Origin of the sequence: Anoxybacteroides tepidamans (genome assembly GCF_014201465.1) — a bacterium.
Lineage (GTDB): Bacteria > Bacillota > Bacilli > Bacillales > Anoxybacillaceae > Anoxybacteroides > Anoxybacteroides tepidamans.
This window is the reverse complement of record NZ_JACHEP010000006.1, coordinates 61,167-77,655: the sequence shown is the minus strand read 5'-3', so window position 1 is coordinate 77,655 and position 16,489 is coordinate 61,167. Positions and strand designations below refer to the sequence as shown.

Here is a 16,489-nt window from a genome sequence, read left to right as displayed (position 1 = left end):
CCTTTGCCAAATGTCTATTTTCTATTATACGAGGGAAGCGTTCGCGATTCAATGAGCCTTATTCGTTTCCAAAATCGAAAAAGAGAGCCCCATCGAGGCTCCCTTTTGCTACAGTTCGATGCTTTCGCCCGGACGCAATACTTTTCCGACGCCAGCTTTCAACATCGAAATGAACTGTCCCGGATCTTGTTCAATGACTGGGAACGTATTATAGTGAATCGGAACGACTGTTTTCGCCCGCAGCCATTCTGCCGCTAGAGCCGCATCTTCCGGTCCCATCGTAAAGTTGTCACCAATTGGTAAAAAGGCGACATCGATCACATTTCGCTCCCCGATCAGCTTCATATCGGAAAATAGCGCTGTATCTCCTGCATGGTAAATCGTTTTTCCTTCTGCGGAGAATAAAATTCCACACGGCATGCCTGTATAAATGATTTGTTTGTTTTCATCGATATAGCTTGAACCGTGGAACGCCTGAGTTAATTTCACCTTCCCGAATTCAAACTGATGCGCCCCGCCAATGTGCATCGGATGTACGTTGACTCCTTGCCAACTTAAATACGTCGCCAGTTCAAACGGCGCAACCACGAGGGCATTGTTGCGCAATGCAAGCGGAACCGTGTCCCCGACATGATCGCCGTGCCCGTGCGTTAGTAAAATGACGTCGACTTGAACTTCATCTGCTTTTAAGTCAGTCGCTCCGTTCCCTGTAATAAACGGGTCAATAAAAATCGTTTTTCCATTCGTTTCAATTTTGACAACGGAATGTCCGTGGTATGTGAGTTTCACTGCAATCTTCTCCTTTCCTTTGAACGTATTTCTCAGTATGTATTTCGCAATTCATTTTCGATTTCCTTTTTTCTTCAACTAAGCGTTTACAGCTCGTTGAATTATTGGTACCCTCAAAATAGAATTTAATCAAAAAGAAGGGGATTCTATGCATCAACGACTGCAAGCTTTTTCACAATGGCTTCAACAACAACATATTTCATTTGCTCTTATTACGTCAACACCGAATGTCTTTTATTTAAGCGGATTTTATAGCGACCCCCACGAACGGTTGCTAGCGTTGCTTGTCTTTCCGAACGAAGAGCCGATATTAGTTTGCCCGCAAATGGAAGTACCGCAAGCAAAGCGCTCTGGGTGGGGATATTCGATCATCGGTTATAGCGATATCGACAATCCATGGGAATTTATTTACGAACATATTGCAAAGCGACAAATACCTGTAGAAACAATAGCCGTCGAAAAAAGCCATCTTTCGCTCGAACGATATGAACAACTCTATACATATTTTCCAACCCGCGCTGTTTTGAATGCGGAAGAAAAGTTGCGCCAGCTCCGCATGGTCAAAGATGAAAAAGAAATCGCCATTTTGCGCCAAGCGGCCGCGCTCGCTGATTTTGGTGTAGAAGTCGGCGTGCAAACAATTGCCGAAGGAAAAACGGAATTAGACATCATCGCGACGATCGAACATGAATTGAAGAAAAAAGGCGTTCGCGAAATGTCGTTTGCGACGATGGTATTAACGGGCCAAAAAACAGCCGACCCTCACGGCGTGCCGGGTTTAGCCACGATTCAACAAGGAGATTTCGTCTTATTCGACTTAGGCGTCGTCCTCGACGGCTATTGTTCGGACATTACGAGAACAGTCGTCGTTGGGAAACCAACAGACGAGCAAAAATAAATTTATGAAACGGTTTTAAAAGCTCAGCTTGCAGCAATTGACGCCTCAAAACCGAACGCCAAAATCGGTTCGGTAGACCAAGCAGCAAGACAAGTCATTGAACAAGCGGGATACGGACCGTATTTTACCCACCGTGTCGGGCACGGACTAGGCATTGAAATTCACGAATACCCATCGATGAATGCGGCTAATACGATGACGCTTGAGCGAGGAATGGTGTTTACGATCGAACCTGGCATTTATGTGCCTTCTGTCGGCGGCGTGCGCATTGAAGACGATGTGCTAATTACCGATAATGGCGTCGAGATTTTAACAAGCTATCCAAAAGAACTGATGACGTTGTAGGAAAAGCAAGCGGCGGAATGCTGCTTGCTTTTCCTTACCGATACCGGTGAATGACGTCTAGCCCGCCGGTGATTTCAATGACGGAGCCTGTGATCATATCCGAATTTTCTTCGCATAAAAACGCGATGACCCTCGCGATATCTTCTCCCGTTCCGGAGCGGCCGATCGGCGTCATATCGTCTTTCTTTTTTCTTGATTCCGCAATCGTCGCTTCTTTCATCTCCCCTAAAATATTGCCAGGGCAAATCATATTGGCCGTAATCCCATATTCCGCTTCTTCTACAGCGATCGTCTTCGTTAATGACACAAGCCCGACTTTTGCGGCGCTGAATGCTGCGCGATGCAGCCAGCCCGGCGCGCTTGCCGCCCCTTGAAATCCATATGTAATAATGCGGCCGAATCGCTGTTTTCTCATGATTGGAATCGTTTTTTTAAACAGATGAAACACCGCACTTAAATTTCCTTCAATCATTTCATACCATTCCACTTCATCGTAGTCGGCTAATTTTTTTCGTTCGAAAATGTACGGTCCTGCATTATTAATTAAAAAATCAATGCGGCCGAACCGTTCCAACGCTTGATCGACAAGATGATGCAAATCTTCCTTTTTCGTGACATCTCCTTTAACAAATTGCAGCCTTGTGGAAAGATGGGCATATTTTTCTTGCAGCGACCGGACAGCCGTCTCATCGCTCCGGTAGTTTACAGTTATTGAATATCCTTTTTCAAGCAACATTTCTGTCACTTTTCGGCCTAATCCTTTCGCTCCTGCTGTTATGAGGGCATGCCGCACAAAAACTCCTCCCCATACACAATCTCTATTTTTACTTTACTACAAATGAGAGGGAAAAGGCACGTACAGAGTGTTTGATCCAGTAAAAACCACCATGACGTCGATGCGCCATGATGGTCTTTTGTTATTCCCCTGCTTCTCTTCTCGGCTGATAGTAACCCGCTTCCTGCTCGATCACACCGCTTTGATATGCATTAGTGATTTGCTCACTGATTGCTTGCGTAGCTTCTTCATCGTAATATAACGCCTCTCTAACATCGCGCTCTTTCTTCATCAAATAGTCACTCCTTTTTCATAAAAATGTTAGGATATCGATAGTCTTCCTTGTCTTTCGTATGATATACTTATGTTAAAGTTAGCATTTCTATCCAAAAGGGGAGTGGGAAAGATGGCAATGACGTACAAAACGATTGTAGTAGCCGTCGATGGCTCAAAAGAAGCAGAGTGGGCGTTTAAAAAAGCGATTGAAATCGCGAAACGAAATGACGCTGCTCTCATTTTAGCCCATATCATTGATGTACGCGCACTCGCAGCTGTAGAAATGCACGATCGAGCCGTCATCGAACGCTCGGAGCAGTATGCAAAAGAATTGCTAGAAAACTATCAAAAACAAGCAGTAGAAGCAGGAGTAAAAGAAGTTAATGTGGAGATCGAGTTCGGTTCGCCAAAAGTCAAAATTGCCAAAGATATCGCTCCAAAACATCATGCCGATTTAATCGTTTGCGGCGCTACCGGATTAAATGCAGTAGAACGGCTTTTAATTGGAAGCGTTTCCGAACATATTACCCGCTATGCAAAATGCGATGTTTTAGTCGTTCGAACAGAAAAAGAATTAGAAATTTAAGAAAAGCGGAGGCAACTGATTAGCTCTCAAAGCCAAATAAAATAATAAAACACTCCGTAACACGTTTACGGAGTGTTCATTGTTTTCTTCGCCTTTTTGATCGCCTTCCGCACTTCGGCAAAGCCGGTTCCACCAGCGCTATTGCGGCGGTTCACTGCAGTATACGGGTCGAGCACTTCGTAAATGTCTTCCTCAAATAAGGCGGAAGCTCGCTTGTATTCAGAAAGCGGCAAATCCGCTAAAAAGATGCCTTTTTCAATGCATGTTAACACAAGTTTACCGACGATTTCATGCGCTTCGCGGAACGGAACACCTTTTTTCGCTAAATAGTCCGCTAATTCCGTCGCGTTCGAAAAGTCTTGTTTGACCGCCTTTTTCATCACTTCGGTACGAACTCCCATTGTCGCGATCATGCCCGCAAAAATTTTTAACGAACCGGTCACCGTTTTCACTGTATCAAACATGCCTTCTTTATCTTCCTGCATATCTTTATTGTAGGCAAGCGGAGTCCCTTTCATAACCGTTAACAAGCCAACTAAGTTTCCGTACACCCGCCCGGTTTTTCCGCGAATAAGCTCGGCCATGTCCGGATTTTTCTTTTGCGGCATAATGCTGCTACCTGTCGCAAACGCATCGTCGATTTCAATGAATTGAAATTCTTGACTTGACCAAAGAATTAGCTCTTCGCAAAAACGCGACAAATGCATCATTAAAAGTGAGCTGTTACTTAAAAATTCGAGAATAAAATCACGATCGCTAACCGCATCGATGCTATTTTCGTAGATGCTGTCAAAACCAAGCAAGTCAGCGGTATATTGGCGGTCGATCGGAAACGTCGTACCAGCGAGCGCCCCAGCGCCGAGCGGCGATTTGTTAATGCGCTTAAGCGATTCAGTAAAGCGTTCACGGTCGCGCTCAAGCATCCAAAAATAAGCGAGCAAATGATGGGCAAATGACACGGGCTGCGCCCGTTGCAAATGTGTATATCCCGGAATGAGCGTTTCGACGTGCGCTTCTGCTTTTTCCACCAACACTTGTTGCAATTCCCGAATCAATTCAATAATTTCATGAACGCGCTTGCGCAAATATAAGTGCATATCGGTCGCCACTTGATCGTTGCGGCTTCGTCCGGTATGCAGTTTTCCTCCAACGGGGCCAATTTCGTCGATCAACGTTTTTTCAATGTTCAAATGAATATCTTCATAAGCAACAGAAAATTCGAGTTTCCCTTGCTTTGCTTTTTCCAAAAGCGCGAGCAAACCAGCTCTAATTTTTTCGGCATCTTCGCTTGGCAAAATGCCGCATTTTCCGAGCATCGTCACATGGGCGATACTTCCTTCGATGTCTTCTTCTACCAATTCTTGGTCGAATGGGATCGATGCGCCAAACTCATCGACCCATTCTTCCGCTGTTTTTGTAAACCGTCCGCCCCAAAGCTTTTTCACACCGTCACCTTCTTTTGATTGTTCACGATGCTGTATACTTTTGTCGGCAAGCCGAATAAAGAAATAAAGCCGACGGCTGCTTGATGATCGAACTCGTCTTCTGTTGTGTATGTGGCAAGTTTTTCGTCATATAATGAAAATTCGGATTTCCGTCCTTCAATGATCGCATGGCCTTTGAATAATTTCACGCGCACCACACCCGTGACATTTTTTTGCGTTTCTTTTAAGAAAGCGAGAAGCGCATCTTTTAACGGCGAGAACCATAAGCCGTTATAAATGACTTCCGCCAATTTTTGCTCGATGAGCGGCTTGAAGTGAGCGACTTCTTTCACAAGCGTTAAATCTTCCAGTTCTTTATGCGCTTTAATGAGCGTAATCGCGCCCGGGCATTCGTACACTTCGCGCGATTTAATGCCAACGAGGCGGTTTTCGACGTGGTCGATGCGGCCAACCCCGTGTTTGCCGGCAAGCGCATTAAGCTCAAGAATGAGCGACGCCAACGAATATTCTTTGCCGTTTAACGTTTTTGGCACGCCTTGCTCAAAGCCGATTTCAATGATGTCCGGCACATCCGGCGTATGTTCAAGCGCCGCTGTTAATTCGTACGCCTCTTCCGGAGGAGCTGCCCATGGATCTTCTAAAATGCCGCACTCGTTGCTTCTTCCCCATAAGTTTTGGTCAATCGAGAACGGGCTGTCCAAGTCAATTGGAATCGGGATATTGTGCTTTTTCGCATATTCGATTTCTTCTTCACGTGACCAGCTCCACTCCCGCACTGGCGCTACTACTTCCAGATTCGGATTTAACGCGTTAATCGATACTTCAAAACGAACTTGGTCGTTTCCTTTTCCGGTGCAGCCGTGCGCGACAGCCACAGCTCCTTCCAATTCGGCAATTTCCACTAGTTTTTTCGCAATGAGCGGACGAGAAAGCGCCGATACGAGCGGATATTTCCCTTCATAAAGCGTATGCGCCTGCAATGCAACAAGCGCGTATTCATTCGCAAATTCTTCTTTCGCATCGATCACATACGATTTAATCGCACCGACTTTTAACGCTTTTTCTTTCACAAAATCAAGATCTTTTCCTTCTCCAACATCCAAGCAACACGCCACCACATCATATCCTCGTTCTTGCAACCACTTAATCGCAACAGATGTATCTAAACCGCCTGAATAGGCTAGCACAATTTTTGGATTGGCCATGTTTATTCCCCTTCCTTTTTTCACATAAATATACTTTAAACTAAATAATTATTCATTCATTACAGTATCACTTTACCAGCTTTTATTGCATTTTTCAATACTTATTCACGAAAAAGTATAAAAATACTATTCTTATCTGTTGGTTCTTTGCCATATTTTTTGTAAAATAAACATCAGGAAAGCGAGGGGGAAACATGAAAAACCATTTTACGTATGATGAACGGCTCGGGATTCGGTTGCCAGCACTTGACAAAGACTGGGAAGAGTATAGCGAGAAAGAGCAATATGATATTTTGTTAGAATGGGAGAAAATTCGCGGGGCGATTCCGGACCGGATTGCCGAGCTCGAGCAAACGATTAATCGAAAACAGGCTGAACTGAGCGACGAAAGCGATTTTGCCCGCTCATGCCGATTAAATTTGGAAATAGCTGAACTTGCTTCGATCATTAATGATTTATGGATTTGGTACCGACTCAATCAAACCGCTTCGGTAAAAATGCATCAATAAGGCGGCTTGGACAACATAGCCGCCCCTTATAAATCTTTGCGGATTTCACGAACAACATGGCGCAATTCCGGCAAAATTAATTTCGTCATCGCTAGACGAACGGCTCCGGTAGAACCTGGAGTCGAAAAAATGGCCGTGTCGTTCGCCACTCCCGCAATCGCCCGCGATAGCATCGCCGCTGATCCGATGTCTTCCGTATAGCTTAACATGCGAAATAGCTCGCCAAACCCGACGATTTCTTTTTCGATCATTGCTTGAACCGTTTCAATCGTCACATCCCGCTTCGCGATTCCGGTTCCTCCATTTGTCAGCACAACATCAATTTCCGGATGATCGCAGCCGCGGACGATCGCCGCACGAATGTCGTCTTTTTCATCTTTCACAATTTCATAATCCACGATTTCATGCCCTGCTTCTTGCAACAGCTGCATCATCAATTTGCCGCTTTTATCTGTTTCTTTCGTTCTTGTATCGCTTACTGTAATCACTTTGCAGCGAATTACGCGCGGCGCTTCCTTTTTATGCTCGTTCACGCTCATCTGTATCCACCTTTCATATTTTTTCCTTAATATTATTATAGATGCAATTGGGAACTTTAACGTTTTCATCTTTGTATAGAGTAATCGGTATTTTTCGACTGTCGAGTGACGGAACAACACCGCTTCCAGACAAATGTATTTGTCTGTGAAGCGGTTGGTTGTTCGGTCCTCTGTCACGCGAAGGCAAGTCACAGACTTGCCTCCGTCAGTCGAAAAAATAGGGAGTCTGCTTTTTCGTCAGTCATAAGTTAAACGTTCCAGTTGTATTTATATAGTATACAAAAAGCTAGACATGGATCCATGCCTAGCTTTTTTCTTTAGGCTAACCCCGCTAATCGTACCGTATCACGGGCGATCATGACTTCTTCATTCGTCGGAATGACTAATACTTTGACCGGCGAATGCGGGTAACTGATGAACGCTTCTTTGCCGCGCACTTTGTTTAATGCAGGGTCCCAGTAGACGCCCATAAACTCGAGGCCGCGCAATACTTTCGACCGCACGACATCACTGTTTTCGCCAATTCCAGCCGTGAAAATAATCGCATCGACACCGCACATGCGCGCCGCATACGAACCGATATATTTATGAATGCGATTCGCGAACACTTCAAGCGCCAGTTCCGCCCGCTCATTTCCTTCAGAAGCTGCTTTTTCAATATCGCGCAAATCGCTTGAAAAACCGGAAATGCCAAGCATTCCGCTTTTTTTGTTGAGGACTTCAACAACTTCTTCTGCTGTCTTCCCTGTTTTTTCCATAATGTATGGAATTAACGCAGGGTCAATGTTGCCTGAACGAGTTCCCATCGCAACCCCCGCCAGCGGTGTAAAGCCCATTGACGTATCGATCGATTTTCCACCTTCTACCGCTGCAATGCTCGCCCCGTTGCCAAGATGGCAAGAAATGAGGCGCAATTGCTCAATCGGACGACCGAGCAATTCAGCTGCGCGTTGAGTCACGTATTTATGTGATGTGCCGTGGAATCCGTATTTACGAATTCCGAATTTTGTATAATATTCATATGGAAGGCTGTATAAAAACGATTGTTCCGGCATCGTTTGATGGAACGCCGTATCGAATACAGCGACCGCCGGCACATTCGGCAAAACTTCTTTAAACGCTTTAACACCGACAATATTAGCTGGATTGTGCAAAGGAGCAAGTTCCGATAACTCCTCAATCTCTTTTAACACTTCATCCGTAATCAGAATGGAATCGCTAAATTTCTCGCCGCCATGAACAACGCGGTGGCCGATTCCGTCAATTTCTGCAAACGATTGAATAATGCCGAAACGAATTAATTTATCTAAGAGCATTTTCACCGCAACCGCATGGTCCGGAATCGCTGTTACTTCTTGAACTTTCTCATTATTAACCGTGATGGTAAAAATCGCATCTTCAAAGCCAATTCGCTCTACTAATCCTTTAGTTAATACCGTTTCGCTAGGCATGTCAAACAGCTGAAACTTCAGCGACGAACTGCCTGCGTTAATCGCCATAATTTTTGACATATTTAAAAACAACTCCTTTAAGACACTTCTCACAATTTTCAATCATTACTATATTATTAGCCAAATTTCCGTAATCCTTTTTCATTTTACGCATGATTTTATCGTGTTTTCAAGCACTTCACCAATTTGTAACCGATTGCACATAATATGTTTTTATATTCACAAAATTCGGAGCTAACAAATAGCAAAAAGAGCCCTTTCTCAGAGCCCTTTCTTTTCCGTTGCCAACCATTCGTCAATTTTATGCATCATTGCTTTCATTGCTTGTTTGTTTGAAAACTTAGGAAGCTCAATGAGCAACGCCTTTTTCGGCGCTTTGACATGAATGCCTTTTTTCTGCAAAATAAAAATACTTTTAGCCGCCTGCTCATTTTTAAACATCGAAAGCGGAAGCTGTAGCAATCCTTGAATGACCGTATGCTCTTTTAAAAATGCATGCAGCTGCGGTGCTTGGTCGCTTGTAAATAACGAATTCGGAATTAAAAAAAATAAGTAGCCGCCTTCTTTTGTATAGTGTACGCTTTGTTCGATGAACAAATGGTGCGCATACGAATGTCCGCTCTCTCCCTTCAATATAAAGCGTGACGCATTGTCGTCGTTCGGATAATAGCCGACCGGCAAATCGCAAATCACGACGTCAGCATGATCAACAAACAGCGGCTGCAAACTATCTTGGTTAAAAAAATGAACCGGATGTTTTTGCAAATTCGCATTGACATATGCTACTTTCATTAACAAATCGTCGACATCGATCCCATAGCTTTTCACTTGTTTCCTAGGTAAATGGTTCAGCACGGCGGTCAATAAGTTCGCGGTGCCGACAGCCGGATCGAGAATCGTTAAAGCAAAGTGATTCGCTGTAAATTGGCCGACTAAATAGCTCATAAACAAGCTGACGGCATCCGGTGTCATTTGATGGTGCGGCTGCGTATGTTCTTTCATTCCTTTCAACACTGCTAGCTGAAACGCTTTGCGAACTTCTTCATTTGTAAAACGGTCCAACTGAATTTGTTTATACTCGTTTTTCAATCGTTTCTTATTCAGTTCGCTCACTTCTTCTTGCAACACGTCACCGTGAAAAACGTTCTCGCCAGTCTCTGCGACGGCTTCCAAATATGTACATTGTAATTCTTCCTGTAAAATCAGAGCTGTTTGATCAAACAACGTAAACAATCGTTCAATGGGCGTCATCGTCTTTCTTCCCCTTTCTTATGGGTGTCCAATGTTTTATTGTATGGGTTATCGTTTGTATTTGCAATGAAGAAAATGCAAAGTGCCCGTCAATTCAAAACGCTTCCGCCGCTGATCGACAAGAACAGTTCGATCCTAGAGAGCAAGTTCTTCATCAATTGAAAAAGACCTCGAACAACTCGAGGCCTTTTACTTATTTCGCTGCTTTTGCTGCTTCAACCGCTGCTTCATAATTCGGATGGTTGGTTACTTCCGGAACGTATTCAACATAAGTAACTGTGTCATTGCTGTCGATGACAAAAACAGCACGAGCAAGCAAACGCAATTCTTTTATTAATACTCCGTACGCCTGACCGAATGAAACATCGCGATGGTCGGAAAGCACTTGCACGTTTTCAATGCCGGCTGCCCCGCACCAACGCTTTTGCGCAAACGGCAAATCGACGCTAATCGTTAATACTTTCACGTTGTCAAGCTTCGCCGCTTCTTCATTAAAGCGGCGCGTTTGCGCATCGCATACCCCTGTATCAATGGACGGGACCACGCTAATCAAACGGACAAAACCTTTCGTATCGGCAAGCGTCACTTCCGATAAATCGTTGGCTAACACTTTAAAGTCTGGAGCTTTGTCGCCTACTTTTACTTCATTCCCGATTAACGTTACTGGATTCCCTTTAAATGTTACATTGGCCATCAAAAATTCCTCCCATAAAGTTTATGTATAGTACAATGATACCGGGAATGAAAAAAATTTTCAATTATTTTTCCTTAGATTAAGTTGCCTAAATTATCTTTCCGCTCCCCTTGCTGTTGGTCTGCCTCATTTTTGTTTTTCTTTAACATATTTTGAATCTTTTCGATCACTTGTGGTGCAAAATCCAAAATTTTTTCGTACAAATGCGTGCTCTCATCGAGGTGAAGAAGCTTTACACCTGAAGCATTCACAACTAAAAAGGCAATCGGAGTAATCGACACTCCGCCGCCGCTTCCGCCTCCAAACGGGTGTTCACCATTTTGGTGTCCATTTGACGATTGGGTAGTCGAACCATTTTGCTTTCCTTCTAACATAAATTCGCTTCCGCCTGCAGCAAAGCCAAACCCTACCTTTGAAACCGTTAAAATCACGCTTCCATCTGGCGTTTCCACAGGATCGCCGATAATCGTGTTGACATCAATCATTTGTTTTAAGTTTTCCATCGCTGCTGTCATTAATCCTTCGATCGGGTGATTGCTCATAATAAACGCCTCCTAGTAACTTTCATTTGTTTGACGATTGACGAATGATTTCATTTTTAATCGGTTCCCGCGCCAATATTTCACAATTCGCATTCCTGCTATCATAGCATGCCCGATTCGAAAATGAATCATACATATAAATTTCGTCTCCGAAACAGCCTGTTGAAAAGAAGGAGTAATCGAAAGAAACGGAACCGTTTTTAAGCTCATATATTTGCTTATAAGAGCCGCCAATCCGTACTTCAATGACCATCCGATTCCGACAATCATCCCAGTTTCAGCGGCATCACCGGTGCCGATCTTTGACTGCCATTCGAGCTTTGTCACCGACACATGAGACAAAAATTTCCGGACAATGACGTGCAAATGAACGACATGCTGCGCAAATTCTTTCGCTTCTTTGAAACTATGAATGATTTCCCGCGGGTTATATTTTGTTCTTTTTAGTGAACTTTCCGAAACATTTTTGACTGTTTCTTTATGAGCCACGACGATCCCTGGCGATTGTTTATCAATTTTAATTAAAGGAATTCGAACAGTGTAACGAACGAGACCGAATAGCGCTTTGGTCGTAATGCGGCATTCATCATCATCTTGCGCATGTTGAAAGAAAATTGTGATCGACAGTTTCATACACATAAAAAAAATAAACAAAACTGGAATCATGGCAACGATCACTTTCAATGTCAGCACTTCCTTTCAACATATCATTGTCGCCATATTCCAAAAAAATAAACCTGCCTAAAGCAGGTTTATTCATGGATAACAGTCGTATCGGCAATTTGATCATGCAGCCCTTGCTTTTTTTCAGAGAACGCGACAAAAAGAAAACCGATCAACAAAATGAATTTCGAAATAAACTTTCCGATCACTTCGCGGAATAATACGGTTAGCCAAGTCAGCGGTCGACCGTTCATATCGATTACTTTTAAGCCGAATACCATCTTTCCTAACGTTTGTTGAAAACATTTTGTCATGAGCACAAAATATAAATAAAACGTCACTGCCGTAACAACGGCAATCGGGGAAAACATATTCGTTTCATCCATTGAAAGGTCAAACAGACGAAAAATGGGATGAATAATAAGACGGTTAATGCTGCCAACGACAAGCAAATCTAATAAATACGCCCAAAACCGCATCCAAAACCCTGCATAACGAACCGGCTGCACCGTTTCAACGATCGTTCGATCTTCGTAAGTATAGGCGTTTCCCTCTATCATCGCTTTTCCCCCTCATTCAGCATATAAATACATCAGACGCGGTGATGACGGTTTTGAAAATAATTTCACTATCTCTAGTTCATTGGTTTGGTTAGTTGTAAAAGTTGGGGCCTTCATTCGAAAGAAGGAGCCGAAGCCGAAGTCGCTCGTATATTTCACCACTTGTGCTCCTTGCAAACGATGGTCCTTTTTCATTGCAGCAATCGTATCGTCTAAATAGCCAAATTCATCGATTAGCTTTAATTGTTTCGCCTGCCGTCCGTCATAAATGCGCCCGTCGGCGATTTTGCGGACTTCGCTTTCTGGAAGGTGTCTTCCTTCTGAAATGACTTTGACAAATCCGTCATACGAATTTTTAATGAGCGACTCTAAAATTTTCCGCTCTTCTTCGGTCATCTTTCGTGCCGGATTCATAATGTCCTTATAAGGGCCGCTTTTGATCGTCACCAGTTCGACCCCATATTTTTTCGCCAGTCCTTCATAATTGATGCTTTGCATAATCACTCCTAGAGAACCGGTAATCGTTTCAGGGCTTGCAAAAATTTTGTCCGCCGCCGTAGAGATGTAATATCCGCCGGAGGCCGCCATAGATCCCATCGATACATAAATCGGCTTTTTCGTTTCTTTTTTGAGCTTCAACAATTGATCGTGAATTTCCGCGCTTTCCACGACGCCTCCGCCTGGTGAATTGACGCGCAATACAATCGCTTTGACAGCGTCGTCATTTTTCGCTTGCTCAATCATTTGTAAAAACAGGCGATGATTATAGCCGCCCCCAGAAAATAAGGAACTTGTGTCATCTACTTCTTGAATGACACCATTCACTTCAAGAACCACAATTTTTTTCAATTCATTTCCGTCTTCGATCACCTCTTCATTGAATTTTTTGTTCACTAACGACAGCCACTCTTCCGACCATTTCCCCATATCCTGCGTCATGAAAGACGTGATGACACTAACCAACGCTGAAATAATAAACAACACAGCAGCAACAGCTAGCGCAACCCAACGTTTGCGATTCATGTCCACTCCCCCTCGTCAATGATTTCAGTTTCATAACAATAAGTGGTAAACTATATGTATGATTTATTTATTTTACCATAAATATGCTGCTCACTAAAATATAACAAAATGGAGGTTTCATCATGACAGAGCGTCGAAATCGCATCTATTTCTTTTACAAGCACGATGAACAGCTCACCCCGCAAGTTCAACCGCTGATCGAACTCGCCCAACAAAATGCTTTTGTCGTCGTCGACGATTATCGAAACGCAAACGTTATTGTAAGCATTGGAGATGACGGCTCGTTCCTTCAAGCCGTACGGCAAACAGGGTTTCGAGATGATTGCCTATATGCTGGCATTTCTACGTTGCCATCGCGCGGTTTTTATTGCGATTTCCAAATCGATGACCCCGATCGTATGGTGCAAGCGGCGACGAATGAACAAATTGAAGTGCGACGATATCCGATTATTCAAGTAACAATTGATGATACGGCTTCGTTTTTTTGCTTAAATGAATGTTCCATTCGCTCAGGGATTATTAAAACATTTGTGATGGATGTATTTATTGACGATCTTCATTTTGAAACGTTCCGCGGCGATGGAATGATTGTCGCCACACCGACAGGAAGCACGGCTTACAATAAATCGGTCAACGGGGCGGTTGTCGATCCGCTTCTACCTTGCATTCAAGTGAGCGAACTTGCTTCGTTAAACAACAATCGCTATCGGACGTTAGGTTCTTCATTTATTTTAAGCGGAAAACGAAAACTGACATTAAAAATTTCGCCGGAAGGCAACCATTACCCGCTCATCGGAATGGACAATGAAGCATTGAGCATTCGACATATCGAAAAAATCGACATCTCCTTAAGCGAGCGCGTCATTAAAACGGTGCGTTTGAAAGACAACTCATTCTGGGAAAAAGTGAAACGGACGTTTTTATAAAGAAAAGAGGCTGTTCCATCAAAGGAGCAGCCTGTTTGATTTTCATTGTTTTTGCTGTGCAAGGCGCATTTCCCGCTCGCGCAATTCGACGCGGCGAATTTTTCCGGATGTCGTTTTCGGCAGTTCTTCGACAAATTCAATTTTGCGCGGATATTTATACGGGGCCGTTAGCTGTTTCACGTGCTCCTGCAATGTCGGAATGAGCGACGGATCGTTCGGATCAACTCCTTCGCGAAGCACGATAAACGCTTTCACGACGTGGCCGCGCACTTCATCCGGGCTTGCAACAACCGCGCATTCTTTCACAGCTGGATGCTTCACAAGCGCGTCTTCGACTTCAAACGGCCCGATCGTATAACCGGAACTGATGATGATATCGTCCCCACGCCCTTCAAACCAGAAATAGCCGTCCTCATCTTTTTTCGCTTTGTCGCCCGTAATGTAGTAATCGCCGCGGAATTGCATCGCTGTCCGTTCAGGATCTTTGTAATAATGTTTAAACAACGCCGGGGTTTCAATATGGACCGCAATATCACCGACCTCTCCGACAGCACAAGGTTCCCCGTTTTCATTGATGATCTCGACGCGATTTCCAGGCGTCGGTTTTCCCATCGAACCAGGCTTGATTTTCATTCCTTTCATGACACCGACAAGCAATGTATTTTCCGTTTGCCCATATCCGTCGCGAACTTGTACGTTAAAATATTTTTCAAACGTATCAATCACTTCTCGGTTTAACGGTTCTCCTGCTGATACGGCACTATGCAGATGCGGCAACTGATATTGACCGATCGTCGGCACTTTTGCCATCAATCGATATTCTGTCGGCGTGCAGCAAAGAACATTGATTTCGTATTTGCTTAAAAGCTGCAAATATTTTTCCGGCTCAAATCGCCCATAATAAACGAATCCTGTCGCTCCTGAGCCTAACGTTGATAAGAACGGACTCCAAATCCATTTTTGCCAGCCAGGCCCTGCGGTTGCCCACACGATATCCCCTTCTTCGATGCAGAGCCAGTTTTTCGCTGCTGTGCGCAAATGAGCATATGCCCATCCGTGCGTATGCACAACCCCTTTTGGGTTGCCGGTCGTTCCTGACGTATACGATAAAAACGCCATATCGTCGCGTGAAGTATCAGCTGCCGCCAACTCCTCACTTTCTGATTCGCTCGCTTTTAATAGATTCATCCACCCTTCGACTTCACGGTCACCAATGACAAACTTTAAAACAGCCTCCATGTTTTCGATCGGAACAAACTGTTCAACATATGGCTCATACACAATAACTGCCCTTACTTCCCCGTGAGAAATGCGGTACTGCAAATCTTTTGTCCGCAACATCTCTGAACTCGGAATAACTACAAAACCTGCTTTTAAAGAAGCTAAATATACTTCATACGCTTCAATTAAGCGCGGCACCATAATGAGCACTTTATCGCCTTTTTGCAGCCCATGAGAACGTAAAGCGCTTCCAATTTGATTCGCTTTTTTCATCAGCTCTCCGTATGTAATTTCTTTCGTACGACCGTCTTCACTCTCCCATTTTAAAGCTATTCTTTCTGGAGTTTGTTGTGCGTATTTTTCAATTTCAGAGGTTAAATTGTACTGGGCAGGTGCAATTAAATCTTCCCGTTTCATGATCTTCATCCCCCGTTTTTTCTTTGTTGTTATAAATTATACAAAATAATAAGAATTTTTTGAATAATTTTTTAAAATAATAAAGGCGGGACCATTCCCGCCCTTGTAGCCATAAATATTCAATTAGAATTGGTTAGGAAATGAACCACCTAATTGTTGTTGCGCCATAGCAACAAGACGTTTCGTAATTTCTCCACCGACAGAACCGTTTGCGCGTGCAGTCGTATCAGCACCTAATGTGACGCCAAATTCTTGCGCGATTTCGTATTTCATTTGCTCAAGAGCTTGTTGTGCTCCAGCAACTAACAATTGATTAGAGTTGTTATTGCGTGCCATGTGTTTTCACCTCCTTGTACCTATAGAGTGTGTGAAAA

General features: G+C 43.8%; 18 protein-coding genes and 1 pseudogene. 4 read left to right on the top strand and 15 right to left on the bottom strand.

Going from position 1 to position 16,489, the window contains the following annotated elements; all coding sequences use genetic code 11:
- Nucleotides 1-108 precede the first annotated feature (108 nt).
- On the bottom strand, nt 109-789 hold the full coding sequence (locus tag HNQ34_RS07780) for a metal-dependent hydrolase (protein ID WP_183253280.1): 681 nt from the start codon (nt 787-789) through the stop codon (nt 109-111).
- Between the two features lie 148 nt (nt 790-937).
- On the opposite strand from HNQ34_RS07780, the pseudogene HNQ34_RS07775 reads away from it, so the two are divergent.
- A pseudogene (locus HNQ34_RS07775) lies at nt 938-2,032 on the top strand (M24 family metallopeptidase).
- Between the two features lie 34 nt (nt 2,033-2,066).
- On the opposite strand, the gene HNQ34_RS07770 reads toward HNQ34_RS07775, so the two are convergent.
- The gene (locus tag HNQ34_RS07770) at nt 2,067-2,825 is read right to left on the bottom strand and encodes an SDR family oxidoreductase (protein WP_183253279.1); all 759 of its coding nucleotides are present in this window, start codon (nt 2,823-2,825) and stop codon (nt 2,067-2,069) included.
- Nucleotides 2,826-2,949: 124 nt separating this feature from the next.
- Complete coding sequence (locus tag HNQ34_RS07765) at nt 2,950-3,099, bottom strand: hypothetical protein (RefSeq protein ID WP_183253277.1); 150 nt, start codon at nt 3,097-3,099, stop codon at nt 2,950-2,952.
- A 114-nt stretch (nt 3,100-3,213) separates the two neighbouring features.
- On the opposite strand from HNQ34_RS07765, the gene HNQ34_RS07760 reads away from it, so the two are divergent.
- Nucleotides 3,214-3,669: a universal stress protein gene (locus HNQ34_RS07760; RefSeq protein ID WP_183253275.1), complete on the top strand. Its 456-nt coding sequence runs from the start codon at nt 3,214-3,216 to the stop codon at nt 3,667-3,669.
- A gap of 65 nt (nt 3,670-3,734) precedes the next feature.
- Here the strand turns inward: HNQ34_RS07760 and argH are convergent, their stop codons facing one another.
- Both argH and HNQ34_RS07750 read right to left on the bottom strand, forming a co-directional pair.
- Entirely contained in the window at nt 3,735-5,114 is a 1,380-nt protein-coding gene (gene argH / locus HNQ34_RS07755; protein WP_183253273.1) for an argininosuccinate lyase, read from the bottom strand.
- Entirely contained in the window at nt 5,111-6,319 is a 1,209-nt protein-coding gene (locus HNQ34_RS07750; RefSeq protein WP_183253270.1) for an argininosuccinate synthase, read from the bottom strand. The genes argH and HNQ34_RS07750 overlap by 4 nt, the downstream gene beginning before the upstream one ends.
- A gap of 194 nt (nt 6,320-6,513) precedes the next feature.
- Here HNQ34_RS07750 and HNQ34_RS07745 point away from each other — a divergent pair, with 194 nt between their 5' ends.
- Nucleotides 6,514-6,828 (top strand): hypothetical protein, encoded by a 315-nt coding sequence (locus HNQ34_RS07745; protein WP_183253268.1) that lies wholly within the window; start codon nt 6,514-6,516, stop codon nt 6,826-6,828.
- 26 nt (nt 6,829-6,854) lie between these two features.
- Here HNQ34_RS07745 and HNQ34_RS07740 read toward each other — a convergent pair whose 3' ends face one another.
- From HNQ34_RS07740 to sppA, 8 genes are all read right to left on the bottom strand, one after another.
- The gene (locus HNQ34_RS07740; RefSeq protein ID WP_183253266.1) at nt 6,855-7,367 is read right to left on the bottom strand and encodes a MogA/MoaB family molybdenum cofactor biosynthesis protein; all 513 of its coding nucleotides are present in this window, start codon (nt 7,365-7,367) and stop codon (nt 6,855-6,857) included.
- Between the two features lie 317 nt (nt 7,368-7,684).
- A complete protein-coding gene (locus HNQ34_RS07735; RefSeq protein WP_183253264.1) occupies nt 7,685-8,878 on the bottom strand; it encodes an acetate kinase in 1,194 nt (397 codons plus the stop codon).
- A 201-nt stretch (nt 8,879-9,079) separates the two neighbouring features.
- Complete coding sequence (locus HNQ34_RS07730; RefSeq protein WP_183253262.1) at nt 9,080-10,069, bottom strand: class I SAM-dependent methyltransferase; 990 nt, start codon at nt 10,067-10,069, stop codon at nt 9,080-9,082.
- A gap of 193 nt (nt 10,070-10,262) precedes the next feature.
- Nucleotides 10,263-10,763, bottom strand: coding sequence for a thiol peroxidase (gene tpx, locus HNQ34_RS07725; RefSeq protein WP_183253260.1), 501 nt, complete (start codon nt 10,761-10,763; stop codon nt 10,263-10,265).
- Between the two features lie 74 nt (nt 10,764-10,837).
- A complete protein-coding gene (ytfJ, locus tag HNQ34_RS07720; protein WP_183253257.1) occupies nt 10,838-11,305 on the bottom strand; it encodes a GerW family sporulation protein in 468 nt (155 codons plus the stop codon).
- A 12-nt stretch (nt 11,306-11,317) separates the two neighbouring features.
- A complete protein-coding gene (locus tag HNQ34_RS07715) occupies nt 11,318-11,983 on the bottom strand; it encodes a DUF2953 domain-containing protein (protein WP_312856108.1) in 666 nt (221 codons plus the stop codon).
- A 74-nt stretch (nt 11,984-12,057) separates the two neighbouring features.
- On the bottom strand, nt 12,058-12,528 hold the full coding sequence (locus HNQ34_RS07710; RefSeq protein WP_183253255.1) for an RDD family protein: 471 nt from the start codon (nt 12,526-12,528) through the stop codon (nt 12,058-12,060).
- A gap of 12 nt (nt 12,529-12,540) precedes the next feature.
- Nucleotides 12,541-13,551, bottom strand: a complete 1,011-nt coding sequence (gene sppA / locus HNQ34_RS07705; RefSeq protein ID WP_183253253.1) for a signal peptide peptidase SppA — start codon at nt 13,549-13,551, stop codon at nt 12,541-12,543.
- 122 nt (nt 13,552-13,673) lie between these two features.
- On the opposite strand from sppA, the gene HNQ34_RS07700 reads away from it, so the two are divergent.
- Nucleotides 13,674-14,477: an NAD kinase gene (locus HNQ34_RS07700; RefSeq protein ID WP_183253252.1), complete on the top strand. Its 804-nt coding sequence runs from the start codon at nt 13,674-13,676 to the stop codon at nt 14,475-14,477.
- Nucleotides 14,478-14,519: 42 nt separating this feature from the next.
- Here HNQ34_RS07700 and mbcS read toward each other — a convergent pair whose 3' ends face one another.
- Together mbcS and HNQ34_RS07690 are read right to left on the bottom strand one after the other, a co-directional pair.
- Nucleotides 14,520-16,115, bottom strand: a complete 1,596-nt coding sequence (gene mbcS, locus HNQ34_RS07695) for an acyl-CoA synthetase MbcS (protein WP_183253250.1) — start codon at nt 16,113-16,115, stop codon at nt 14,520-14,522.
- Between the two features lie 123 nt (nt 16,116-16,238).
- Entirely contained in the window at nt 16,239-16,451 is a 213-nt protein-coding gene (locus HNQ34_RS07690; RefSeq protein WP_183253248.1) for an alpha/beta-type small acid-soluble spore protein, read from the bottom strand.
- Nucleotides 16,452-16,489: the final 38 nt, after the last annotated feature.